The sequence below is a fragment of the Pseudomonas tritici genome (assembly GCF_014268275.3).
GTDB lineage: Bacteria > Pseudomonadota > Gammaproteobacteria > Pseudomonadales > Pseudomonadaceae > Aquipseudomonas > Aquipseudomonas tritici.
The window spans coordinates 481,187-503,444 of the sequence record NZ_CP077084.1 but is presented as its reverse complement, the minus strand read 5'-3'; the positions used below and the strand labels follow the sequence as shown (position 1 = coordinate 503,444).

The 22,258-nt window shown below is 59.6% G+C and carries 20 protein-coding genes and 2 pseudogenes; 9 read left to right on the top strand and 13 right to left on the bottom strand.

Translation table 11 applies throughout. The annotated features are described in order from the left end of the window. The first annotated feature begins 5 nt into the window (after nt 1-5). The 6 genes from HU722_RS02165 (at nt 6) to HU722_RS02140 (ending at nt 5,922) form a co-directional block, all read left to right on the top strand. On the top strand, nt 6-1,199 hold the full coding sequence (locus tag HU722_RS02165; RefSeq protein WP_065879751.1) for an SfnB family sulfur acquisition oxidoreductase: 1,194 nt from the start codon (nt 6-8) through the stop codon (nt 1,197-1,199). Then, complete coding sequence (locus HU722_RS02160) at nt 1,199-2,551, top strand: LLM class flavin-dependent oxidoreductase (RefSeq protein ID WP_065875880.1); 1,353 nt, start codon at nt 1,199-1,201, stop codon at nt 2,549-2,551. The genes HU722_RS02165 and HU722_RS02160 overlap by 1 nt, the downstream gene beginning before the upstream one ends. 143 nt (nt 2,552-2,694) lie before the next feature. After that, nucleotides 2,695-3,510, top strand: a complete 816-nt coding sequence (locus tag HU722_RS02155; RefSeq protein ID WP_065879750.1) for a MetQ/NlpA family ABC transporter substrate-binding protein — start codon at nt 2,695-2,697, stop codon at nt 3,508-3,510. Then, the gene (locus HU722_RS02150; protein WP_065890231.1) at nt 3,507-4,622 is read left to right on the top strand and encodes a methionine ABC transporter ATP-binding protein; all 1,116 of its coding nucleotides are present in this window, start codon (nt 3,507-3,509) and stop codon (nt 4,620-4,622) included. The genes HU722_RS02155 and HU722_RS02150 overlap by 4 nt, the downstream gene beginning before the upstream one ends. Next, nucleotides 4,612-5,256, top strand: a complete 645-nt coding sequence (locus HU722_RS02145; protein WP_016974994.1) for a methionine ABC transporter permease — start codon at nt 4,612-4,614, stop codon at nt 5,254-5,256. Before HU722_RS02150 ends, HU722_RS02145 begins: the two co-directional genes overlap by 11 nt. Nucleotides 5,257-5,295: 39 nt before the next feature. Further along, nucleotides 5,296-5,922, top strand: a complete 627-nt coding sequence (locus HU722_RS02140) for a class I SAM-dependent methyltransferase (protein ID WP_065875886.1) — start codon at nt 5,296-5,298, stop codon at nt 5,920-5,922. A 132-nt stretch (nt 5,923-6,054) separates the two neighbouring features. Here the strand turns inward: HU722_RS02140 and HU722_RS02135 are convergent, their stop codons facing one another. Genes HU722_RS02135 through HU722_RS02125 form a run of 3 tightly spaced genes read right to left on the bottom strand, consistent with a single transcriptional unit; the run spans nt 6,055 to nt 11,266 of the window. Beyond that, nucleotides 6,055-9,120 (bottom strand): efflux RND transporter permease subunit, encoded by a 3,066-nt coding sequence (locus HU722_RS02135; RefSeq protein WP_065890229.1) that lies wholly within the window; start codon nt 9,118-9,120, stop codon nt 6,055-6,057. Further along, complete coding sequence (locus HU722_RS02130) at nt 9,117-10,187, bottom strand: efflux RND transporter periplasmic adaptor subunit (protein ID WP_065890227.1); 1,071 nt, start codon at nt 10,185-10,187, stop codon at nt 9,117-9,119. Before HU722_RS02130 ends, HU722_RS02135 begins: the two co-directional genes overlap by 4 nt. Then, nucleotides 10,184-11,266 (bottom strand): efflux RND transporter periplasmic adaptor subunit, encoded by a 1,083-nt coding sequence (locus HU722_RS02125; RefSeq protein ID WP_065879744.1) that lies wholly within the window; start codon nt 11,264-11,266, stop codon nt 10,184-10,186. The genes HU722_RS02130 and HU722_RS02125 overlap by 4 nt, the downstream gene beginning before the upstream one ends. 230 nt (nt 11,267-11,496) lie before the next feature. On the opposite strand from HU722_RS02125, the gene HU722_RS02120 reads away from it, so the two are divergent. Beyond that, nucleotides 11,497-12,657, top strand: coding sequence for an AAA family ATPase (locus HU722_RS02120; protein WP_065890225.1), 1,161 nt, complete (start codon nt 11,497-11,499; stop codon nt 12,655-12,657). A gap of 124 nt (nt 12,658-12,781) precedes the next feature. On the opposite strand, the gene HU722_RS02115 is transcribed toward HU722_RS02120, so the two are convergent. The 10 genes and pseudogenes from HU722_RS02115 to HU722_RS28780 all read right to left on the bottom strand — a co-directional run. Beyond that, complete coding sequence (locus tag HU722_RS02115; RefSeq protein ID WP_065890223.1) at nt 12,782-13,633, bottom strand: transporter substrate-binding domain-containing protein; 852 nt, start codon at nt 13,631-13,633, stop codon at nt 12,782-12,784. Further along, entirely contained in the window at nt 13,630-14,406 is a 777-nt protein-coding gene (locus HU722_RS02110) for an amino acid ABC transporter ATP-binding protein (protein WP_065890221.1), read from the bottom strand. The genes HU722_RS02115 and HU722_RS02110 overlap by 4 nt, the downstream gene beginning before the upstream one ends. Then, nucleotides 14,403-15,062 (bottom strand): amino acid ABC transporter permease, encoded by a 660-nt coding sequence (locus HU722_RS02105; protein ID WP_065875899.1) that lies wholly within the window; start codon nt 15,060-15,062, stop codon nt 14,403-14,405. Before HU722_RS02105 ends, HU722_RS02110 begins: the two co-directional genes overlap by 4 nt. After that, nucleotides 15,043-15,708: an amino acid ABC transporter permease gene (locus tag HU722_RS02100; protein ID WP_003187615.1), complete on the bottom strand. Its 666-nt coding sequence runs from the start codon at nt 15,706-15,708 to the stop codon at nt 15,043-15,045. Before HU722_RS02100 ends, HU722_RS02105 begins: the two co-directional genes overlap by 20 nt. 338 nt (nt 15,709-16,046) lie before the next feature. Next, nucleotides 16,047-17,417, bottom strand: a complete 1,371-nt coding sequence (locus tag HU722_RS02095; RefSeq protein ID WP_065890219.1) for a TcdA/TcdB catalytic glycosyltransferase domain-containing protein — start codon at nt 17,415-17,417, stop codon at nt 16,047-16,049. A gap of 301 nt (nt 17,418-17,718) precedes the next feature. Further along, entirely contained in the window at nt 17,719-18,501 is a 783-nt protein-coding gene (locus tag HU722_RS02090) for a MetQ/NlpA family ABC transporter substrate-binding protein (protein WP_049710620.1), read from the bottom strand. A gap of 126 nt (nt 18,502-18,627) precedes the next feature. Next, nucleotides 18,628-19,554 (bottom strand): sigma 54-interacting transcriptional regulator, encoded by a 927-nt coding sequence (locus HU722_RS02085; protein WP_065890217.1) that lies wholly within the window; start codon nt 19,552-19,554, stop codon nt 18,628-18,630. Nucleotides 19,555-19,603: 49 nt separating this feature from the next. Beyond that, entirely contained in the window at nt 19,604-20,185 is a 582-nt protein-coding gene (locus HU722_RS02080) for an alpha/beta hydrolase (protein WP_065879735.1), read from the bottom strand. 297 nt (nt 20,186-20,482) lie between these two features. After that, a pseudogene (locus HU722_RS02075) lies at nt 20,483-20,677 on the bottom strand (ExbD/TolR family protein); the annotation flags it as partial. Further along, nucleotides 20,673-20,765: pseudogene (locus HU722_RS28780) on the bottom strand (energy transducer TonB); the annotation flags it as partial. The pseudogenes HU722_RS02075 and HU722_RS28780, both read right to left, overlap by 5 nt. 331 nt (nt 20,766-21,096) lie before the next feature. Between HU722_RS28780 and HU722_RS02070 the strand changes: the two are divergent. Both HU722_RS02070 and HU722_RS02065 read left to right on the top strand, forming a co-directional pair. Beyond that, complete coding sequence (locus tag HU722_RS02070) at nt 21,097-21,306, top strand: hypothetical protein (protein WP_139113190.1); 210 nt, start codon at nt 21,097-21,099, stop codon at nt 21,304-21,306. Nucleotides 21,307-21,336: 30 nt separating this feature from the next. Then, on the top strand, nt 21,337-22,239 hold the full coding sequence (locus HU722_RS02065) for a hypothetical protein (protein ID WP_083213953.1): 903 nt from the start codon (nt 21,337-21,339) through the stop codon (nt 22,237-22,239). Nucleotides 22,240-22,258: the final 19 nt, after the last annotated feature.

Below are 22,258 nucleotides of genomic sequence, written 5' to 3'. Positions count from 1 at the left end.
ACATCATGACTTTCTCTAACCCCGTCGCGGTCATTACCAGCGACGAACACGCCCTTATTGTCGCCAGCGACCTGGCCGAAGACTTCCGCCGCGACAGCGCCCAGCGCGACCGCGAGCGCCGCCTGCCCTTGCCCGAGCTGGACGTGTTTTCGCGCTCCGGCCTGTGGGGCATCAGCGTGCCCAAGGAGTACGGCGGCGCAGGCGTGTCCAACGTCACCCTGGCCAAGGTCATTGCGCTGATCGCCCAGGCTGACGCCTCGCTGGGCCAGATCCCGCAGAACCATTTCTACGCACTGGAAGTGCTGCGCGTAAACGGCAGCCCTGCGCAGCAAAAGCGTCTGTACGCCGAAGTGCTCGCCGGTCAGCGCTTCGGCAATGCGCTGGCGGAACTGGGCACCAAGACCGCCCATGACCGCGTCACTTCAATCACCCGCGACGGCGACGGGTTCCGCATCAGCGGCCGCAAGTTCTATTCCACCGGCGCGATCTACGCCCAGCGCATCCCCACGTCAGTGGTGGATGAACAGGGCGTGCAGCAACTCGCCTTTGTCCCGCGCGACAGCGACGGCCTGACGGTCATCGACGACTGGAGCGGCTTCGGCCAGCGCACTACTGGCAGCGGTTCGGTGGTGTTCGACAACGTGTGGGTCGCCGCGCATGACGTAATCCCGTTCCAGAGCGCCTTCGAACGCCCGACCACCGTCGGCCCGCTGGCGCAGATCCTCCATGCGGCCATCGACACCGGCATTGCCCGCGCAGCCTTTGAAGATGCGCTGCACTTCGTGCGCACCAAGACCCGCCCGTGGATCGATTCCGGCAGCGACAAGGCCACTGAAGACCCGCTGACCCTGAAAAGCTTCGGCCACCTGAGCATCCGCCTGCATGCCACCGAGGCACTGCTGGAACGCGCAGGGGAATTTCTCGACCGTGCCCAGGCCGACAGCAATGCCGAGACGGTTGCGGCCGCCTCGATTGCCGTCGCTGAAGTGCGCGCCTTGAGCACCGAAATCTCCCTGGCCGCCGGCAGCGCGCTGTTTGAACTCGCCGGCAGCCAGGCCACCCTGGTCGAGCACGGCCTTGATCGTCACTGGCGCAACGCTCGCGTGCACACCCTGCACGACCCGGTGCGCTGGAAGTACCACGCGGTGGGCAATTACTACCTCAACAATGAAAACCCGCCACTGCGGGGGACCATTTGATGGCGAAGAAAAAAATCCTGCTCAATGCCTTCAACATGAACTGCATCGGGCACATCAACCACGGCCTGTGGACCCACCCACGGGACACGTCCACCCAGTACAAGACCATCGAGTACTGGACCGACCTGGCGCAAACCCTGGAGCGTGGGCTGTTCGACGGCCTGTTCATCGCCGATATCGTCGGTGTGTACGACGTGTACCAGCACTCGATTGATGTGCCGCTCAAGGAGTCGATCCAACTGCCGGTGAATGACCCGTTGCTGCTGGTCTCGGCCATGGCCGCCGTCACAAAAAACCTCGGCTTCGGCCTCACCGCCAATCTCACCTATGAGCCGCCGTATCTGTTTGCCCGGCGCATGTCCACGCTCGACCACCTGAGCCGTGGCAGGGTCGGTTGGAACATCGTCACCGGCTACCTCGACAGCGCCGCCAAGGCCATGGGGCTTACCGAGCAAGTCGAGCACGACCGCCGTTATGACCAGGCCGATGAATACCTGGAGGTGCTCTACAAACTCTGGGAAGGCAGTTGGGAAGACGACGCAGTGATCAACGATCCACAAGCGCGGGTGTATGCGCAGCCGGGCAAGGTGCACAAGGTCGAGCATCACGGTGAGTTCTATCAGGTGGAGGGTTATCACCTGTGCGAACCCTCGCCGCAACGTACGCCGGTGCTGTTTCAGGCGGGCAGTTCGGACCGGGGCTTGCTGTTCGCCGGGCGTCATGCCGAATGCGTGTTCATCAGCGGACAGAACAAGACCGCGACCAAGCTCCAGGTGGACAAGGTGCGCGCCAGCGCCGTGGAAGCCGGGCGCAACCCGGATGACATCAAGGTGTTCATGGGCCTCAACGTGATCGTTGGCGCCACTGAAGCGCTGGCCTGGGCCAAGCACGCCGAATACCTGAGCTACGCCAGCGCAGAGGCCGGCGTGGCGCATTTCTCGGCGTCCACCGCGATCGACTTCGCTCAGTACGAACTGGACGAGCCGATCCAATACGTGAAGAGCAATGCGATCCAATCGGCCACCAAGAACCTGCAGAACAACGACTGGACCCGGCGCAAATTGCTCGAGCAACACGCCCTAGGCGGGCGCTATATCACGTTGGTGGGATCGCCTGAGCAGGTTGCTGATGAGTTGGAGTCGTGGATCAGTGAGACCGGCCTGGATGGCTTCAACCTGACGCGCATTGTCACGCCGGAAAGTTACGTGGATTTCATTGATCTGGTGGTGCCGGAGTTGCAGCGCCGCGGCTCGTACAAGACTGCTTATGACACCGGAACGCTGCGCGAAAAGGTCTTCGGTGGCAGCGCCCGCTTACCCGAACAACACACCGGCTCGACCTACCGACACTGAACCAAAACTGTGGGAGCTGGCTTGCCTGCGATAGCGGTAGGTCAGCGAATACACATGTGGCTGAAAGACCGCCATCGCAGGCAAGCCAGCTCCCACAGTTGACCGAGTTGTTAATGAATACACCTTATGACTGGAAATCGACCATGAAAAAAACACTGCTCTCTCACCCAGTCAAAGCACTGGCCCTGGCCTTCGGTTTGTTCAGCTCTGCGGCGTTCGCCGCCGATGCGCCGTTGAAAATCGGCACCACCGCCGCCTTCGCCATTCCCCTGGAAGCCGCGGTAGCCGAAGCCGACAAACAAGGCCTGAAGGTCGAGCTGGTGGAGTTCACCGACTGGATCGCGCCCAACGTCAGCCTGGCCGCCGGTGATATCGACGTGAACTACTTCCAGCACATCCCGTTCCTGGAAAACGCCAAGGCCGCCGCCGGTTTTGACCTGGTGCCGTACGCGCCGGGCATCATCAACAACGTCGGGCTGTATTCGAAAAAATACAAAAGCATCAACGACTTGCCCCAGGGCGCCAGCGTGGCGATTGCCAACGACCCGATCAACAGCGGTCGCGGCCTGCAATTGCTGGCCAAGGCTGGCCTGATCACCCTCAAGCCGGGCGTGGGCTACAAGGCCACCGAAGAAGACATTGTGACCAACCCGAAAAAGATCAAGATCCTGCAAGTCGAGGCCGTACAACTGGTGCGCGCTTATGACGATGCAGACCTGGTGCAGGGCTACCCGGCCTATATCCGCCTGTCCAAAACCTTCGATGCTGAATCGGCGCTGCTGTTCGACGGCCTCGACCACCCGGAGTACGTGATCCAGTTCGTGATCCAGCCGAAAAGCAAAACCGACCCGCGGGTGATCAAGTTCGTCGATATCTACCAGCACTCGCCCGTGGTACGCGCTGCGTTGGATAAGTCCCTCGGCAAGCTCTACCAAGTCGGCTGGGAAGATAAAAAATGACCGCCGCCAATGCCCAATTGCGCGACCTGGGCTCAGCGCCCAGGGACGCCGAGCAGACAGAACTGCATCCGGACCTGAACCGCGCCCATGTGCGTTTTATCAACCTGGGCAAGACCTATGACGGCACCGTGCACGCCTTGCAAGGCATAGACCTGGCGATACAGCGCGGTGAAGTGTTCGGCATTATCGGCCGCAGCGGCGCCGGCAAGTCGTCGCTGATCCGCACCATCAACCGCCTGGAGCAGCCCAGCAGCGGACGGGTGCTGATCGATCAGGTGGACATTGGCGAGTTTTACGAAGACCGCCTGGTGGCGCTGCGTCGGCGTATTGGCATGATCTTCCAGCACTTCAATTTGATGTCGGCCAAGACCGTGTGGCAAAACGTCGAATTACCACTGAAAGTGGCCGGAGTGCCCAAGCCCCAACGTGAGCAAAAGGTGCGCGAACTGCTGGAATTGGTGGGTTTGCAGGACAAGCACACGTCCTACCCGGCGCAGCTTTCCGGAGGGCAAAAACAGCGCGTGGGCATCGCTCGTTCGTTGGTACACGACCCAGAGATTTTGCTCTGCGACGAAGCCACCTCGGCCCTTGATCCAGAGACCACCCAGTCGATCCTCGGCCTGCTGCGTGAGATCAATCGGCGCCTGGGCCTGACCATCGTATTGATCACCCATGAGATGGCAGTGATCCGCGAAATCTGCGACCGCGTGGTGGTGTTGGAACACGGGCGCATCGTTGAGCAGGGCCCGGTATGGCAAGTGTTTGGAAACCCGCAACATGACGTCAGCAAAACCCTGCTGGCACCGCTGCAACATGGGCTGCCGGACGAGTTGCAAAGCCGTTTGCAGGCCACACCGCAATCCACCGATGCCGCTGTGGTGCTGCGTTTGCAGTTTACCGGCAGCGATACCGACGAGCCGGACCTGGCCGCGTTGTTCAGCGCGCTCGGCGGGCGTGTACGCCTACTGCAAGGCGGCGTGGAACGTATCCAGGGGCACGCCCTGGGGCAACTGCTGCTGGCGGTGAGTGGCTCGCCCCACGACGCCTGCGAGCTGCGTAAACGTGCCGGGAATTGGGCACAACAGGTGGAGGTGCTGGGCTATGTGGTTTGATCGTTTAGTGCAGGGCGCCATCGACACCTTGTTGATGGTCGGTGTGTCGTCGCTGATCGCGTTGCTGGTGGGAATTCCACTGGCGGTGTTCCTGGTCACCAGCGACAAGGGCGGCATTTACCAAGCCCCGGCGCTGAACCGCGTGCTGGGGGCGTTCGTCAATCTGTTCCGCTCGATTCCGTTCTTGATCCTGATGGTGGCATTGATCCCGTTCACCCGATTGATCGTCGGCACCACCTACGGCGTGTGGGCGGCGGTCGTGCCATTGACCATCGCCGCCACGCCATTTTTTGCACGGATTGCCGAGGTGAGCCTGCGTGAGGTTGACCACGGCCTGATCGAAGCCGCGCAAGCCATGGGCTGCCGACGCTGGCACATCATCTGGCACGTGCTGCTGCCGGAAGCGTTGCCGGGAATTGTCGGCGGGTTCACCATCACCCTGGTGACCATGATCAACTCGTCCGCCATGGCCGGGGCGATTGGCGCGGGCGGTTTGGGTGACATCGCCTACCGCTACGGTTATCAGCGCTTCGATACGCAGATCATGCTGACGGTGATCGTGCTGCTGGTGATTCTGGTGGCGGTGATTCAGTTGGGTGGGGATCGGTTGGCGCGGGTGTTGAACAAGCGGTGAGGTATAGTCGGACCATCTCAGCGCCCGGTATTGCTCTCCATGACTCTCAAGCCCGACGACCTCGACCAGATCACCGCCACCACCCTTGGCCACTACAACACAGTGGCTGAGGATTTCCGCGAAGGCACCCGCGATCACGATGTGAGCCAGAACATCGACGCGCTGTTGCGGCATATCCAGGGCTCAGCGCCGTTTACCGTGCTGGATTTCGGCTGCGGGCCGGGGCGCGATTTGCAGACGTTTACGCGCATGGGGCATATCGCCGTGGGGCTTGATGGTTCGGAGCGGTTTGCGCAGATGGCGCGCGAAGACAGTGGCTGTGAAGTGTTGCAGCAGGATTTCCTCAAACTAGATCTGCCGGCCCGGCGCTTCGATGGAATCTTTGCCAATGCGGTGCTGTTTCACATTCCCAAGCAGGAATTACCGCGTGTGCTGGAGCAGCTTCACGGGTCGTTGAAATCAGGCGGAGTCTTGTTCAGCTCCAATCCACGCGGCGAAAACCGGGAAGGCTGGAACGGGCCACGGTATGGGTCTTATCACGACCTGGAGGCGTGGCAGTCACTGCTGACAGCGGCTGGGTTTGATGAGTTGGAGCATTACTACCGTCCCGCTGGGTTGCCTCGGGAGCAGCAACCGTGGCTGGCGAGTGTCTGGCGCAAACGCTGAAAGCAGCCTGGCAATGCATTCCGACTGTGGGAGCGGGCTTGCTCGCGAATGCGGGGTGTCAGTCAGTACATCTGTAACTGAGCTACCGCATTCGCGAGCAAGTCGAATCGTCGCACCACCGCTTCCACATTTTTAACTGCGTTTTTCCTGGGTTTCCTGTTTGGGTTCGCGGATTTTGTACCAAGCCACATACAGCGCCGGCAGGAATAACAGCGTCAGCAACGTGGCGATGATAATCCCGCCAATCATCGCGTACGCCATCGGCCCCCAGAACACTTCCCGCGCAATCGGGATCATGCCCAGGCTCGCCGCCGCCGCCGTGAGCAGGATCGGCCGACGCCGGTGCTCGGTAGCTTCCACCACCGCATCCCACGGCGTATAACCGGCCACCTCGTATTCATGGATTTGCGTCACGAGGATCACCGAGTTGCGGATGATGATGCCGATCAGCGCCAAAATACCCAGGATTGCCACAAAGCCCATGGGCGTGCCGGTGGGAATCAGCGCCAGCACCACGCCGATCAGCCCCAGCGGCGCAACACTCGCCACCAGAAACATCTTCTGCACACTGTGCAGCTGGATCATCAGGAAGGTTGCCATGAGGAACAGCATCAATGGCACCACGCTGGCAATCGGGCCCTGGGCCTTGCCGCTTTCCTCCACGGTACCGCCGGTGGCGACCTTGTAGCCCACCGGCAAACCGGCGCTGAACTTGTCGATTTCCGGCTTGAGCTGCTTCACCAGATCCGTCGGCTGCATCTCATCGCGCACCGAGGCCTTGATGGTGATAGTCGGCTTGCGATCGCGGCGCCACACCAGCGGCTGCTCCAACTCATAGCGTACGGTGGCGAAGGCCAGCAGCGGAATCGAGGTGCCGTTGGGCGTGACGATCTGCAGGTTCTGCAAGGTTTCCGGCGTGCCGCGCTCGGCGTCTTCGGCGCGGCCGACCACGTTGATCAGGTAGATATCATCGTGTACTTGGGTCACCGAAGCGCCGCTGACCACGCCGTTCATCAACTGCGCCACGTCTTCCGACGACAGCCCCAGTTGCCGCGCCTTGTCCTGGGCAATGTCGATGCGCAGCACTTTGCCCGGCTCGTTCCAGTCGTAGATGATCTCGCCCAGGTGGGTGTTCTTATCCAACAACGTCGCCAGTTCGATGGCGTGTTTGCGCACCTGGTCGGTGTCTTTGCCCGACACGCGATACTGAATCGGGCGCCCCACCGGCGGGCCCATTTCCAGCGGCTGCACAAAGCTGCCGATGCCGACAAAGTCATCACGCAGGCGCTTTTGCAGACGCTGGATCAACTCGCCGCGCTCCTCCAGGCCCTTACTCACGATGACCAACTGCGCGTAGTAGGGGTTTTCCAGTTGCTGGTCGAGCGGCAGGTAGAACCGGATCGCGCCCTGGCCGATGTAGGTGCTCCAGCGCGAAATGTCCGGATCATCCTTGATGATCGCTTCCAGACGGTCGACGGCTTTACGGGTCTCGTTGATCGAGGCGTTCTGCGGCAGGTTGAGGTCGACGAGGATTTCCGGGCGGTCCGACGAGGGGAAGAACTGGTTCTGCACAAACTGCATGGAGAACACCGACGCCACAAACAGCGCCACGGTGATGCCGATCGCCCACCAGCGGTTACGCATGGCCCACAGCATGCCGCCATTGAAAGCGCGGCCAATTCGCCCCGGCTCGCCATCGTGCGGCTTCACGTTGGCGCTGAGAATATGCACGCCGATCACCGGCGCAAACAGCACCGCCACCACCCACGACACCAGCATCGCCACGGCAATGACCGCGAACAGGGTGAAGGTGTACTCGCCCGCCGAGCTGGCGTTAAGGCCAATCGGCACGAAGCCGGCGACCGTCACCAAAGTACCGGTGAGCATCGGAAACGCCGTCGAGGTGTAGGCGTAGGTCGCCGCCTGCTCCTTGGTTTCGCCTTTTTCCAGGCGCGTGATCATCATCTCGACGGTGATCATCGCGTCATCCACCAACAGGCCGAGGGCGATAATCAAGGCGCCCAGCGATACCCGCTGCATGGTGATGCCGCTGTACTCCATGAACACGAACACCAGCGCCAGCACCAACGGAATCGAGCACGCCACCACCAGCCCGGCGCGCATGCCCAGGCTGATAAAACTCACCACCAGCACGATAATCACCGCTTCGAACAGCGCACTGGTAAAGCCGCCGACGGCTTCTTCCACCACTTCCGCCTGGTCGGAGACCTTGTGCACGCCGACGCCCACCGGCAGGTCGGCGGTCAACTCGTCCATGCGTTCATGCAGGGCCTTGCCGAACGACTGGATATTGCCGCCCTTCTGCATCGCGATGGCCAAGCCTAACGCCGGCTTACCGTTGAAACGGAACATCGGCCGCGCCGGGTCGACGTAGCCACGCGTGATCTCTGCGATATCTGCCAGGCGATAGAAGCGGTCATTGAGCCGCAGGTTGACGTTGGCCAGGTCTTTCTCCGAGGCAAATTGCCCCGACGTGCGCACGGAAATCCGCTCCGGCCCGGCCTCGATCACCCCGGCCGGGGTCACCGCATTTTGCGACTGCAGGCTCTGCACGACCTGGCGCTGATCAATCCCCAGGGCCGCCAGCTTGCGCGTGGAAAAATTCAGGTAAATCACTTCGTCCTGCTGGCCGATCATCTCGACCTTGCCCAACCCCGGCACCGAACGAATCTCAGCGCGCACCTGTTCCACGTAGTCGCGCAACTGGCGCATCGAAAGGCCATCGCCGGTAAAGGCATACACCGAGCCGAACACATCACCGAACTCATCGTTGAATGACGGCCCCTGCAAACCTTGAGGGAAGTTGCCGCGAATATCGTCGATCTTCTTACGGACCTGGTACCAGATGCCCGGGATGTCCTTGGCGCTGGTGGTGTCCTTGAGGAACACGAACACCGTGGACTCGCCCGGCCGCGTGTAGCTTTTTACGTAGTCGAGGGAGTCAAGCTCTTCGAGTTTTTTCTCGATGCGGTCAGTGACCTGCTTGAGGGTTTCTTCCTGGGTCGCGCCCGGCCAGCGGGTTTGGATCACCATGGTCTTGATGGTGAACGAGGGGTCTTCCTCGCGGCCCAGGTTCATGTAGGAGAACACGCCCATCAGCAGCGCGACGAACATCAAGTACCAGACGAAAGACTGATGCTTGAGGGCCCAGTCGGATAAGTTGAAACTCCCTTTCATCGCGGGCTGTCCTCGTCGATTTTGACCTTCTGCCCAGGCTTCAGGCTGTTCACGCCAGCGGTGACAATGCGCTCGCCGGGTTTGACGCCGCCATTGAGCAAGGCGCTGTTGGCATCACGGCTGATCACGCTGATGTCGCGCGGTTGCACGGTCTGGCTTTGGGTGTCGAGCAGCCAGATGCGGGTCTTGCCGTCGACGTCCTGCAGGGCGCTCAGGGGCACTTCGATGCGCGGGGCGATGGCGGTGCTCAGAGTGACGCTGATCGCCGTGCCGAGGCGGAATGCCGGTGGTGTTTCGGCCAGCGTTAGCCGCGCGCGACGGGTGCGTGTGGCGCTTTGCGCCTGGGGCTCAATCTCGCGCACGATGGCTGTGGTGTTGACGCTCGGGTCGAGTTGCCCGGCGACCAGGAACACCACGTCATGCGGCAGGCGCTCGGCAAGGCCGGCAGGCAAATCAATCACCGCTTCCTTGATATCCGGACGGGCCAGGGTCACCACTTGATGTCCAGCGCTGACCACCTGGCCGGCCTCGGCATTCCAGGCGGTGACGATGCCGGCATGGTCGGTGCGCAGTTCGGCGTAGTTGAGTTGGTCTTTGGCTTGATTGACTGAGGCTTGTGCCTGCTCGAGGGTGGCCTGGGTGGTTTTCAGGTCAGTCTGGGCAATATCCAACTGGGCCTGGGCGCCGACGCCACGGTTGAACAGCTCCTGCTGACGGCGGGCGTTGGCCTGGGCATTGATGAATTGCGCCTGTACGCGCGCCAGATCGCCCTGGGCGGAACGCAATTGGTTCTGTTGGTCAGTGGGATCGAGTACGGCGAGCAAGGCACCCTTCTCCACTTCGGCCCCCACATCCACGGCGCGCCGCGCAATACGCCCAGGCACGCGAAAGCCCAGGTTACTTTCGTAGCGGGCCTGGATGGTGCCGGCAAAACGACCGAGGTTTTCCTGATCTTCCGATGTTACTTCCATGGACAGCACCGGGCGCAGGGGCTCCGGCGGCGGCTCTTCCTTCGAACAGGCAACCAGCAACAGGCTGGCGGCGAGTACCCCCGTCAGGCGCTTCATGGCTGCGCTCCTTGCTGGGCGATCTCGACCAGCATGCCGGGGTGCAGCAATTGCCCACCGGCCACCACCACTTTTTCGCCGCCTTTGAGGCCATCGCCAATGATGACCTTGCCGGTGAGGTAACGCGCCACGGTAACTTTATGCAATTGCGCCTTGCCGTCGCCGTCGATCAACCAAACGGCGGGCTCGCTGAGATCTTTGGTCAGCGCGGCCCAGGGTAATTCGATACTGGCCTTGGCCGGACCATTGGCGGTAGCGCTCACCACCGAGCCCAGCTCCATGCCCTTGGGCAGGGCTTGCAGGGCGATTTTCACCTGCACGGTGCCGGTATTCGCGGCCACGGCTGGCGTGACCTCACGGACCTTGCCAACGGCCTTGATGCTCGGGTTATCCAACAGGCTGACGGTGATCGGCGCATCCGGCGGCGGCTCTACCAGCAGCGACTCGTACACGTTGAATACGGCATCACGCTCGCCATCGCGGGCCAGGCTGAAAATCGGCACAGTGGCCTGTACCACCTGGCCGACCTCGGCCTGACGCGCCGTAATCACACCCGGCGCTTCGGCGATCAGCGCGGTATAACCGAGTTGTTCGCGGGCATTGGCCAACTGGGCTTGGGCGGCCGCCAGTGCGCTTTGGCTGCTGCGCAGCGCGGCCTGGGCGGAATCGTATTCGCTGCGACTGGTGTAGCCCTTGGGCAGGAGCTTTTCCTGGCGGACAAAGGCGGCGGCGGTTTGCTTGACGCGCGCCTGCTCGGCCACGACCTGGGCCTGGGCGGAATCAACGTTGGTTTGCAAATCCTTCGGGTCGAGCTTGGCCAGCACTTGCTTGGCGGTTACGCGGTCACCCACATCCACCATGCGCTGGATAATCTTACCGCCGACGCGAAACGACAGATCGGTTTGCACCCTGGCCTGGATATCGCCGGTGAGCGTGACCGCCGCCGCAAAATCCGCCGACTGCACGGTCTGCACAAACACCCGTGAATGCGCCTTGGGTTCGGCCTTTTCCTCGCCACAGCCGCTCAGTAGCGTCAGTAAGCCAAGACCAAAAATACAGGTGGAAATGCGAGCGCCCATGCAGGCTCCTTTTGCGTGATGCCGACTTGCCAGTGTTTATGCGACTGTGAGCTTAGTTCAGGGTTCCACAGGTGGGCGCTTTCTGTAGTGAGCGGGCTTGCCCCGCGCTGGACTGCGAAGCGGTCCCCCGCCAGGTGCAGAAGTTCTTTCCGATAGAATGCGGTGATTCCTTTTGGGGCTGCTACGCACCCCAGCGCGGGGCAAGCCCGCTCACTACAGGTATGTGACCGATGCTCAAGACCCTCGCGGTGGCCAATTACCGCTCGATCAACACATTAGTGGTGCCCCTGGACCGGCTGAACCTGGTCACCGGGCCCAATGGCAGCGGCAAGTCCAACTTGTACCGCGCGCTGCGCCTGCTGGCGGAAACCGCCCAGGGCGGGGTGATCAATGCGCTGGCCCGTGAAGGCGGATTGGACTCCACCTTCTGGGCCGGGCCGGAAACCATCAGCCGGCGCATGCGCAGCGGTGAGGTGCCGGTTGAGGCCACCGTGCGCCAGGGCGTCAAACGCTTACGCCTGGGCTTTGCCGGGGACGACTTCAGCTACGCGATTTCCCTTGGGCTGCCGGAAAAGACTCTGTCGTACTTCTCCCTGGACCCGGAAGTAAAGAAGGAATGCATCTGGGCCGGCCACCTCTACCGTCCGGCGAGCCTGCTGGTGCAACGGTCCGGGCCCATGGTGCGCGCACGCGACGGTCGAAACTGGGATGTCCTCGCCCAGCACACGCCCAACTATCACAGCCTATTTGACCAGGTCGGCAGCCTGCGCGGCTCGCCGGAGGTGTTGCTGCTGCGGGAAAGCATCCGTGGCTGGCGCTTTTATGATCACTTTCGCAGCGATGTGGATGCACCGGTACGCCAGCCGCAATTGGGTACGCGCACACCGGTTTTGCACCACGATGGGCGCGATCTGGCGGCAGCGTTGCAGACGATCCGCGAGATCGGTGACCCCGAGGCTTTGCAGCGGGCGGTAAGCGATGCGTTCCCCGGCACGCGCCTGAATATCGAGCCGCTGCAGGGCGGGCGTTTTGCGATTGAGTTTTATCAGGAAGGTTTGCTGCGGCCACTGTCGGCGGCAGAGTTATCCGACGGCACCTTGCGATACTTGCTACTGATCGCGGCGCTGCTGACGCCGAGGCCACCGACCATGATGGTGCTGAACGAGCCGGAGACCAGCCTGCACCCGGATTTGTTACCGGCGTTGGCGCGCTTGATTATCCAGGCTTCGCAGCATTGCCAAGTGTGGGTGGTGTCCCATGCCAGCCGCTTGATTGCGGCGTTGCAGCAGGATGAGGGGTGTAATTCGATTGTGCTGGAGAAGGTGTTGGGGGAGACACGGATCGTCGGGCAGGGGATTCTGGATGCGCCAGCTTGGCATTGGCCAGAATAGGCGTCGCCTGTACTGGCCTCATCGCGGGCAAGCCCGCTCCCACATTTTGATGTGTGAATACTTTCAAATGTGGGAGCGGGCTCGCCTGCGATAGCGGTAGGTCAGTCACTCAATAATGAACGGATCAACCCTGCCACTTCCCACCCTCAACAATCACACTCTCAGGCTTGGTGTCATCGCTCAGTTCTTTACGCACGTATTGGTCGTAGAGCTTGAGCAGGAATTTCTCCTCACCCAACTTCGCCAACTCGGCATTCACCCAGTCACGCAGTTCGATGTTGCCCTTCTTCACCGCTGGCGCAATCGGCGCTTCATCACCGAGTTTTTCTTCCAGCACGCGGTAACCCGGGTTCTGCTTGGCCCAACTGAACAGCACCAGGTTGTCTTGGGCGTAGGCATCACCCCGGCCAGCGGACAGCGCTTGCAGCGACTCGGAGTTTTTCTCGAACTTGAGCAGTTTCCAGTCCGGGTGGTTCTTGGTCAGCCAGATATCAGCCGTGGTACCGGTGGTGACGATGGTCGTACGGGTGGCCAGGTCATCCAGGCTTTTCACGGCGCTATTGTTTGGCACCAGGGCCTGTACCGCGACTTTCAGGTTGGGGTTGGTGAAGTCCACCGCTTCCTTGCGCTCCGGGGTCACAGTCATGTTGGCAAGGATCAGATCGACCTTGTCGCTTTGCAGAAACGGAATACGGCTGGCCGGCTCGACCGCCACGAATTCGACTTTGTTTTCGTCGCCCAGCAGGTCCTTGGCGAATTGACGGCCAATGTCGGTATCGAACCCCACATAGCGACCGGTTTCGTTGACAAAACCGAACGGCGGCTTGTCGGTGAAGACGCCGACGATCAGTTTGTCGCGCGCCTTGATCTTGTCGATGGAGCTTACGGTGGCAGCCGGCTTTACAGGCTCTTCGGCCTTTTTATCGCACCCGGCCAGTAAGGCGACGGCAAACAGTGGCAGCAGTAACTTTTTCATATCAGCGCAAGTTCCTTAGGTTTTTTGGGCAGTGTTGACACAAAGGAGAACTTCTCCAGGAACTGCTGCGCGCGTGCGGTTTGCGGGTTCGTAAAGAATTCTTCGGGGGTGTTGTGTTCAAGGATGCGACCGGCCTCCATAAACACCACGCGGTCGGCGACGGCGCGGGCGAAGGCCATTTCGTGGGTGACGATCAGCAGGGTCATGCCATCGCGGGCCAGGCCCTGGATCACTTCCAGCACTTCCTTGACCATTTCCGGGTCGAGGGCGGCGGTGACTTCGTCAAACAGCATCACTTTGGGGTTCATGCACAACGAGCGGACGATGGCGATGCGTTGCTGCTGGCCGCCAGAGAGCTGGCGTGGGAAGGCGTCGCGCTTGTCGGCCAGGCCCACGCGGTCCAGCAGCTTTTCGGCCTGCTCACGGGCTTCACGAGGGTCGCGTTTTTGCACCTTCAACGGGCCGAGCAGGATGTTGTCGAGCACGCTCATGTGCGGGAACAGGTGGTAACTCTGGAACACCATGCCAATGTCCTGGCGCACCTGGCGCCAGTCGGTTTTCTTGTCCAGTAGCTCATTGCCGGCAAAGCGCAGGCTACCGCTATGCGCGACTTCCAGACCATTAAGGCAACGCAGCAAGGTGCTTTTGCCGCAGCCACTGGGGCCGAGGATCACCACCACTTCACCGCTTTGCACACTCAGGTCGATGCCCTTGAGCACCTGCGCCTCGCCAAAGAACTTGTTGAAACCCTGAAACTCGATCAATGCGCTCATGCTTGGGCCCAGCGCCGTTCCAGCACCTTGGAGGCGGCCGACAACGGGTAGCAGATAAAGAAGAAAAACAGGAACAGCACGCCATAGATCAGAACCGACTCATAGGTGCGTTCGATGATTTGCTGGCCGACCTTGATCACATCCACCACGCCGATCAGCACCGCCAGGGAGCTGGTCTTGATGATGCGCGTGTAGACGTTGATGGTCGGTGGCGTCATGCGCTTTAGCGCCTGTGGCAGCAGCACGTAGCCGTAGAGCTGCGGATCAGACAGGCCTATCGACAACCCCGCCTCGCGCTGGCCGCGAGGCAACGAATGCAAGGCGCCACGCACCACTTCGCCGACTTCACTGGCGCCCCACAACGACAGCACCAGCACCGCGCACCAGAAACTCGGGATGCTCAGGCCAAAGAAAATCGGCAGACCGAAAAACAGCAGGTACAACCACACCAGCACCGGGATTGCGCGAAACAGCTCCAGATAAACCCGCAGCGCCGCGTTGATCAGCGTGTTATTCAAGGTGCGCAGCACGCCATACAACACGCCACCGACGGTGCTGAAGGCGATGCTCAAGAATGAAATCGACAGGGTTTGCGCAGCGCCCTTGCCCAGTTGCGGCAACGACACCCACAACAACTCAAGACCCGAACTGGCCATGTTGGAGCCTCCTTTCCAAGCGGCTGAGCAGCAGCGACAGCGGCAAGAACAGCAGTACGCAAATCAGCGTCAGCACGGCGAGCATCTCGTAAGTCTTGTAGTACAGCGCGATGTAGCTCTTGGTGGTGTAGAGAATCTCCGGCACCGCCACGGCCGAGACCACGGTGGTTTCCTTGAGCAGGAAGATGAAATTGGCGAACAGCGCCGGCAGGCTGAGAATGCCGGCCTGCGGCAGGATCACATGCCGCAGCAGTTGCCAATCGGACAGGCCGATGGACTTGCCCGACTCGATCTGCGCCAGCGGCACGGCTTCCACACCGGCGCGCAGCACTTCAGTGAGGTACGCGCCGCCAAGGAACGTCATGGTGATGATCGCCGCCCAGAACCCGGAAATATTGAAGCCCAGGGCCGGCAGCGCGAAGTACACGAAAAACAGTTGGATCAGCAGCGGCGTGTTGCGGGCCAGCTCCACGTACAGCGCCACCAGGCGCGACAGGTACGGCGTGCGAAACACCAGCAGCGCCGCGTTGATCAGCGCCACCAGCAGCGAGGTGGCAATGGCGATCAAGCCTACTTGCAGGGTCACCCCCACGGCTTTCAAAAACGCCGGCAGGGTGCTGAGGATAAAAGCGAAATCGAAGGTCATTTCCAGTCCATGACGCCGCAAGGGTAATGCAGCGAGCGCAATCCGATCCGACATGGGTAACGCCGGGTAGCGCGAACTTTAAAGGCATAAAAAGCAAAATTTAAATACCAAAATAGCATATTGATATCACCCAAAAAGATAACCGGCGGATTCGCGGGTTTGCCGGGTGACGGCTATGGTTGTGGGGTCTGAGATTCGAGGGATTGAACAATGAACGAAGGGAAACCGATTGATCCGCAGGAGTTGGTGAAATGGTTGATGGCGTTGCGCAGGGCAATCAATAGCCAGGCACTGTGACAAAAAAACAGCCTCACCACGGTGAGGCTGTTTTCACGCTTTCAACCTTGCGCCGATGGCCGCCGATCAGCGCCCCCCGCCATGGCTTTGGTGGCACTTTTCTGCTGCTCTTCCGTTTCAAAATTGACGTAGTTGTCCGGGAACTTGAAGTGCGAATCCACCAGGCTCCAGTACTCTTTGTTCTCTGGCTTCGCCATGTCCCATATACGTTCGGCGGAGGATGCGGCGTCGTTACGTATTTGGTCCGGTTGCCCTTTGGCTTCTTGTATCACCCGGTCGACATGCCCGCGTAATGCGTTGGGCCCGGTGGTTTCGATCGTGCTTTTGTTCGGGCGGCTGAAATAACGGTCGCCGGCGTACTCATTACCTTTCATCGAGCGATATTTATCCCCGATGTCATCAATCATGGTCGTCAGCATCGCGCTCTGGGGATGGCTGGCGAACAACGCGTTGGCAAAATAAGGTGTGGCGTTGCCACTCGCTTCACTCTTGCCTGCCGCCATGCCGACCAGCATCAGGTCCGGATGGGCATTCAACGCGCCATCGAGCGGGCGTACGCTTTCCAGATCGATGTCTGTGTAGGTGCCGCCATGTCGATTGACGATTTCATACCGGGCGACGTCAGAGGCTGCGGCATAACCGCCATTGCGTCCGATGATTTCATGTTGATAAACGTCCTGGTTTTTCAAACGTATATCGGCCGGATTGCTCAAATCACGTATCTGTACGTTTTTCAGGTCTGCGAATCGCTCTTGCAAAGCAGTTAGCGCCGTCGTATCACGGGGCGGGTTGCTGACATAGCGGTCCCAGGACTTAGTGGTCTGGTCGAGAATGGTGGCTTCTGCTTGATTAAACTTATCATCGGTACGCGAAGCATGACGCGCAAATGCACTTAGCACTTGCGAAGCATTTTCCGCAGTCACTTTCCCACCCTCAGGCAGCAGAGAAGCCCTCAATGCTTTGTTACCTGGGGACGACAGTTCTTTATTAAGCTCTGAGATCACTTGTTTTTGCTCAATCTTATTACGCGGCTCGTTCCCCGGGCTGCTCATCACCGTTTTAAGTTGACTGAACAAACCACGAACAGGCCTTTCCGACTGATAGTTTGGATAGATACTTTCAGCTTTGGCCTGTGCAGTTTTATTAGTTGCATAAGTATCAAATTGAGTAGAGTCCACCCACAACATAATTTTATGGTTGGGGTTCATCTTGGCCCACTGGCGTAAGTAGATGTCCTGGTTTGAGCCGGGCTTGGAGCCGACCCAGACCATGTGGATATTATTGGCCACCGGCTTGAACTGGTCTTTGGGGTATTGGGTTTCGAAGCTTGCAGCACTTTCCGGCGGGTGAGCTCCAATGGCAGGAGCTGCCATAAAGGTCGGCACATGATCGGGGAAAATGGATTTCAACATAATAACGGCTCCAAAAGCTTATATAACTCACTGGCGCCTCCATGCGATGACTCCTACAACCTGTGCAAGCTTGCTCTCACACATTCAATCGGGCAAAACTAAAACTGTAAGATAATTTATAAATACACTCAGAAATAATTATTCAAACTGATAAATGAACCAAACCATTTGCCAAGGCCAATAAAGCAGTTAACGCGCCTATATTTTCCAACCCTGTTTTTTTTCAAAAAGACCGCATAAAAAAACGCCGACGCTGTAGTAGCCGTCGGCGTTGAAACCTTGAAGGGGGTTTTGGCTTACATCAGAACGCCGGCACTACCGCGCCGTTGTACTTCTTCTCGATGAAGGCTTTGACTTCCGGGCTGGTCAGGGCCTTGGACAGTTTCTGGATAGCGTCGCTGTCCTTGTTGTCCGGGCGTGCCACCAGGAAGTTCACGTAGGGCGACTTGGCGTCTTCAATGATCAGTGCGTCTTTCGCCGGGTTGAGGCCAGCTTCCAGGGCGTAGTTGGTGTTGATGACGTCGAGGTCAACCTGATCCAGTACGCGTGGCAGCAGGGCCGATTCCAGCTCCTTGAATTTCAGGTGCTTGGGGTTGTCCTTAATGTCTTTCGGCGTGGACAGGGCATTAGTCGGGTCTTTCAGCGTGATCAAACCGTTCTTTTGCAGCAGCAACAGGGCACGGCCGCTGTTGGAGCCTTCGTTCGGGATGGCAACGGTGGCGCCATCTTTGAGCTCAGAAATATTCTTGATTTTTTTCGAGTAACCGCCGATTGGCTCAACGTGTACGCCAATTACAGTGACCAGGTTGGTGCCCTTGCCCTTGTTGAAGTTTTCCAGGTACGGCAGGGTCTGGAAGTAGTTGGCATCCAGGCGTTTCTCGGCAACCTGCGTGTTGGGTTGCACGTAGTCGGTGAAGACTTTGATTTCCAGGTCCACGCCTTCTTTGGCCAGGGTCGGCTTGATCAGCTCGAGGATCTCAGCGTGCGGGATCGGAGTGGCAGCAACCACCAGTTTCTCGTTGGCCTGGGCCAAGCTCGCAGTCAGGGCAGCCGCCAGTGCGGTAAACAACAGAACCTTTTTCATGCAGTGTCCTTATCGAAATTCCGGGGCGTCTCTGACGACCGTTCTTGTGTGGTGTGCCAGCGAAGTGCTATCGCGGCATGGGAGGGACAATACCTAGATTTTTTATTCCCGAACAATATCTTTTATTCACGTTGATATTCCATTTTGCTCATACAGGAATTTACGCAGGGTTTCCTGCTCGGCAGGGCTGGCACTGTTGAAAATTCGCTGTACTTGCTCCAGCGGCGAGCCCGCCACTGGCAGGTTCAAATGCTCGGGCAAAATCTCGTCGCCGCTGCTGACCAGCAACGCAAAGTGAATAACGTTTTCCAGCTCACGGGTGTTTCCCGGCCAGCTGTGGTGTTCCAGCACACGCTGCGCGTCATCACTGATCAGCGGCACCGGCAGGTCCAGGCGCTGACTGTAGATCCCGAGGAAGTACTCGGCCAGGGACAGGATATCGCCGACGCGCTCGCGCAGCGCCGGCAAGTCCAACCGGCCTTCGCTCAAGTAATGGAACAAGCGCTCATGGAACTTGCCGGCAGCCACGGCCTGGGCCAGGTCGATGCTGGTGGCGGCGACCAGGCGCACATCCACCGGGCTAGGCTGATGGGCACCGACGCGGGTGACTTCGTGGTTTTCCAGGGCGGCCAGCAGTTTCACCTGGATCGGCAGCGGCAGGTCGCCGATTTCATCCAAATACAACGTGCCGCCATTCGCCGATCCGAACCAACCGGCCCGGCTGCTGGCCGCGCCACTGTGGGCGCCAGCGGCATAGCCGAACAATTCGGCATCGGCGTAAGTCGGGCTGATGGCGCCGCAGTTGACCGAGACAAACAACCCGGTGCGGTCGCTGCCACGGTGGATATGCCGCGCGAGCAGCTCTTTACCGCTACCGGTCTCGCCACGGATCAACACGGGCAAGGCGCGGGGTGCGAGGCTTTCCAGCTCTTCGCGCAGTTGCCGCGAACGGGGATCGACAAACACCAACGCCTTGGCGCGGATACTCAGTGGGCTTTTCTCGGCGTCGGGAAAGGTCAGCAAGGGCTGGCCGTAGGTTTCATGCAGACTCATGGCAGGCTCCCGCCCCCAATCCACTCAGGGACGGGGCGTTGAAAAATGTTCAGGCAGTACGCCGGGCGTGGTGCTCTAGGCGGCTTTGCAGGCGATAGAGGTAAGCGAAACCCTGCTCCCAGCGCTGGTGGCCGGACTTCACATTGATATGCCCGGCACCGGACAAAAAGCCGGCCTCGGCGCCCCAGTTACGCGCGAACTCCAGGGCACGAGGGGCGCTGACGGCACTGTCGTTGTCGGAACTGACCACTTGGCTGGGAAACGGCAGCAGGTCGGTCGGAATCGGCGCGAAATTACGCAAGGCCGGCGAGCAGGCAGGACGTTCGACATCGGCCGGGGCCACCAGCAAGGCGCCGCGCACTTGCCGCAGAAACTGCACGGGGGCCGTGGCCGCCCAATGCGCTACGGTGATGCAGCCCAGGCTATGGGCGATCAGGATCACCGGCGTGCTGTCAGCGGCGACGGCCTCGGCCAGCGCGGCTACCCAGTCTTCGCGGCGGGGGGTGAGCCAATCGGCTTGCTCCACGCGCGCACTGTTGGGCAGGTTGTTCTGCCAATGACTTTGCCAATGATCTTCTGGCGATCCTTGCCAGCCCGGCACGATCAGATAACGAATCGACTCGCTGTGCATGGGTGTGCCCTCCTGCAGCGTTTAACGTTGCTGAACAGTATAGGGACGGGGATTATATTCGTTAAGGAATAAGAAGCTATTTATTAATAACCAAAAACTCAACCCCACAGAAGATCAAAATGTGGGAGCGGGCTTGCTCGCGAATGCGGTGGGTCAGTCGATACATGTACCGGCTGATCCACCGCATTCGCGAGCAAGCCCGCACACAGTGGTTCAGTGTCGTGGCAGGAATCGCGCGCAAAAAAAAGGCCGCACCCTGCCAAGGAGACGGCCCAAAAACTGTCGAGATGTTTGAAATTAGCGCGCTGTAATCACCGACAGCGTGGTAATCCCCGCGCGCTCGATAGACGCCATGGCGCGTGCCACTTCGCCGTAATTCACGCCATCGTCAGCCTGCAATTGCACCCGCACATCGGGGTCCTTGGCCTTGGCCGCCTGCAAGTTGAATTCCAGCAGGTTCGGCTGGATTTCATCCTTGTTGATAAACAGTTTTCTGTGTTCGCAGTTGCCCCAACGGCGCGCGGTGCGGCCGGCCAAGGTCGACCAACTCACCAACCGGGGCCTGGCGCCATGGCGCCTTCCTACGGTTTGAAACAAAAAACCGACAGGCCTGCGTGGAAGGCCGTCCTAGGCTGAATCATCGGGCCTAGACGCTTATCTCTTAAAGTAACCTTTAAATTTATACCTAGATCAAAACCGAATAAACGAAACATCGAAAAACCTGAAAGCCACGGCCTGCGAGGGCTGGCTTTGACACGTGACTGTTCCAATGCTTTTCAGGCATACAAAATATTCATGAAAGGCATCATTTAGCAGGCGTTGCGAGCGCAGTTGATCCGTTGCGGGGCATGGAACTCGACGCGTGGCCCCTGTCACTGAACGACACCAAGCTAACCAAAAGGTGTATTGACATGTTCATCCATCAGATCTCCTCCTCTTCAATACCTCAATTCAACGGCACTGCCGCGGTCACCCAACTTGCTGCACCGTCGCAGACAAATGCGTTTGTTGACCCCGCCAGTCGGTCCGTGGAGGGAAGCCGTACACGCGAACTGGCATTGCAACAAACCGTGGCGGCCAGGGACCTGCTCTATCATCCCGGTCAAACGTTACGCACCTAGATAGGGTTAGCGGCGGGCCGAGCGCACGAAATGATCAGTTACTTGGGTATTCTGCAAGGCCCATTGGGGGGGCATCTTTTGGGAGCTGAAGGGCTCATGCCTGGCGAAAAGCCGCAGGCCTTGCTCAATACCCTGCAACGGTTGGTCAACGACATACCGGCGGGCAGTCACAGCGCGACGGCTAAAGATCGGTCGGTACTGATAGCACTCATGGGTGATATCGGAGCGATTCTGAGCGATACAACGACCGGCATCGAGCGTACGAAAGAGCAGAATCAGCAACTGCGCAAATGGATTCCTCGCCTACTGGGACTTGCGCATCCGGCGGCGGAATCCATGGCCGCCACTACCGAACTGGGGGGCTCGGGCACCATCGGCCCGACTAAAAAACAGGAACGAATCAAACCGCCAAATGAGCAACCTCCACGCACAGGCATTCACAACCTGGGGAGACAAGCGGATGACCTGCTGGGTATTGCGCAATCACAGCGGTTGCTTCCTAGCCGATGGGACGTGGCGCAGCTGAAAACCGAACGGGTGAACACCACCGACGAACCGTTGGTGGCACACATGTCTGGCACACAGGCGGAAACCCTGGCCGTCTGGGACATGCTTCGCGGTGAGCAAAAGCCCTTCACTCAAGTGATGGACACGTTCAGAGAACAATCAAGCAACACGAACGATCCCATGGCTTACTTACCACCCAGAGAACGGGACGCTCGCTACGCACGCGCGGCTGGCACCGCCGCGTTTTTGATCAGCAACGGGTACCACAGTGCCGTTGAAGTGCTGGGGGGAACGCTGGCCTATACGGGCCAGGATGGGCAATCCGCGGTGGGCTCACGACAAGACATCGCCCACCTCTGCGGACAAGGTGCAGCAACGGCGCTTGTGTGCGAGCTGCTCAACTCACAGAGCAGCTCTCGCTATTAAGCGCGAGTGCCACAGTGAA

Bases quoted from the DNA above. Each gene is read 5' to 3' on its own strand.
- HU722_RS02120 (WP_065890225.1), top strand. From the start codon at position 11,497: ATGCTCAAGACCCTCGCGGTGGCCAATTACCGCTCGATCAACACATTA.
- HU722_RS02140 (WP_065875886.1), top strand. From the start codon at position 5,296: ATGACTCTCAAGCCCGACGACCTCGACCAGATCACCGCCACCACCCTT.
- HU722_RS02065 (WP_083213953.1), top strand. From the start codon at position 21,337: ATGATCAGTTACTTGGGTATTCTGCAAGGCCCATTGGGGGGGCATCTT.
- HU722_RS02130 (WP_065890227.1), bottom strand. From the start codon at position 10,187: ATGAAGCGCCTGACGGGGGTACTCGCCGCCAGCCTGTTGCTGGTTGCC.
- HU722_RS02125 (WP_065879744.1), bottom strand. From the start codon at position 11,266: ATGGGCGCTCGCATTTCCACCTGTATTTTTGGTCTTGGCTTACTGACG.
- HU722_RS02155 (WP_065879750.1), top strand. From the start codon at position 2,695: ATGAAAAAAACACTGCTCTCTCACCCAGTCAAAGCACTGGCCCTGGCC.
- HU722_RS02160 (WP_065875880.1), top strand. From the start codon at position 1,199: ATGGCGAAGAAAAAAATCCTGCTCAATGCCTTCAACATGAACTGCATC.
- HU722_RS02085 (WP_065890217.1), bottom strand. From the start codon at position 19,554: ATGAGTCTGCATGAAACCTACGGCCAGCCCTTGCTGACCTTTCCCGAC.
- HU722_RS02145 (WP_016974994.1), top strand. From the start codon at position 4,612: ATGTGGTTTGATCGTTTAGTGCAGGGCGCCATCGACACCTTGTTGATG.
- HU722_RS02080 (WP_065879735.1), bottom strand. From the start codon at position 20,185: ATGCACAGCGAGTCGATTCGTTATCTGATCGTGCCGGGCTGGCAAGGA.
- HU722_RS02135 (WP_065890229.1), bottom strand. From the start codon at position 9,120: ATGAAAGGGAGTTTCAACTTATCCGACTGGGCCCTCAAGCATCAGTCT.
- HU722_RS02070 (WP_139113190.1), top strand. From the start codon at position 21,097: ATGTTCATCCATCAGATCTCCTCCTCTTCAATACCTCAATTCAACGGC.
- HU722_RS02110 (WP_065890221.1), bottom strand. From the start codon at position 14,406: ATGAGCGCATTGATCGAGTTTCAGGGTTTCAACAAGTTCTTTGGCGAG.
- HU722_RS02105 (WP_065875899.1), bottom strand. From the start codon at position 15,062: ATGGCCAGTTCGGGTCTTGAGTTGTTGTGGGTGTCGTTGCCGCAACTG.
- HU722_RS02165 (WP_065879751.1), top strand. From the start codon at position 6: ATGACTTTCTCTAACCCCGTCGCGGTCATTACCAGCGACGAACACGCC.
- HU722_RS02090 (WP_049710620.1), bottom strand. From the start codon at position 18,501: ATGAAAAAGGTTCTGTTGTTTACCGCACTGGCGGCTGCCCTGACTGCG.
- HU722_RS02115 (WP_065890223.1), bottom strand. From the start codon at position 13,633: ATGAAAAAGTTACTGCTGCCACTGTTTGCCGTCGCCTTACTGGCCGGG.
- HU722_RS02150 (WP_065890231.1), top strand. From the start codon at position 3,507: ATGACCGCCGCCAATGCCCAATTGCGCGACCTGGGCTCAGCGCCCAGG.
- HU722_RS02095 (WP_065890219.1), bottom strand. From the start codon at position 17,417: ATGTTGAAATCCATTTTCCCCGATCATGTGCCGACCTTTATGGCAGCT.
- HU722_RS02100 (WP_003187615.1), bottom strand. From the start codon at position 15,708: ATGACCTTCGATTTCGCTTTTATCCTCAGCACCCTGCCGGCGTTTTTG.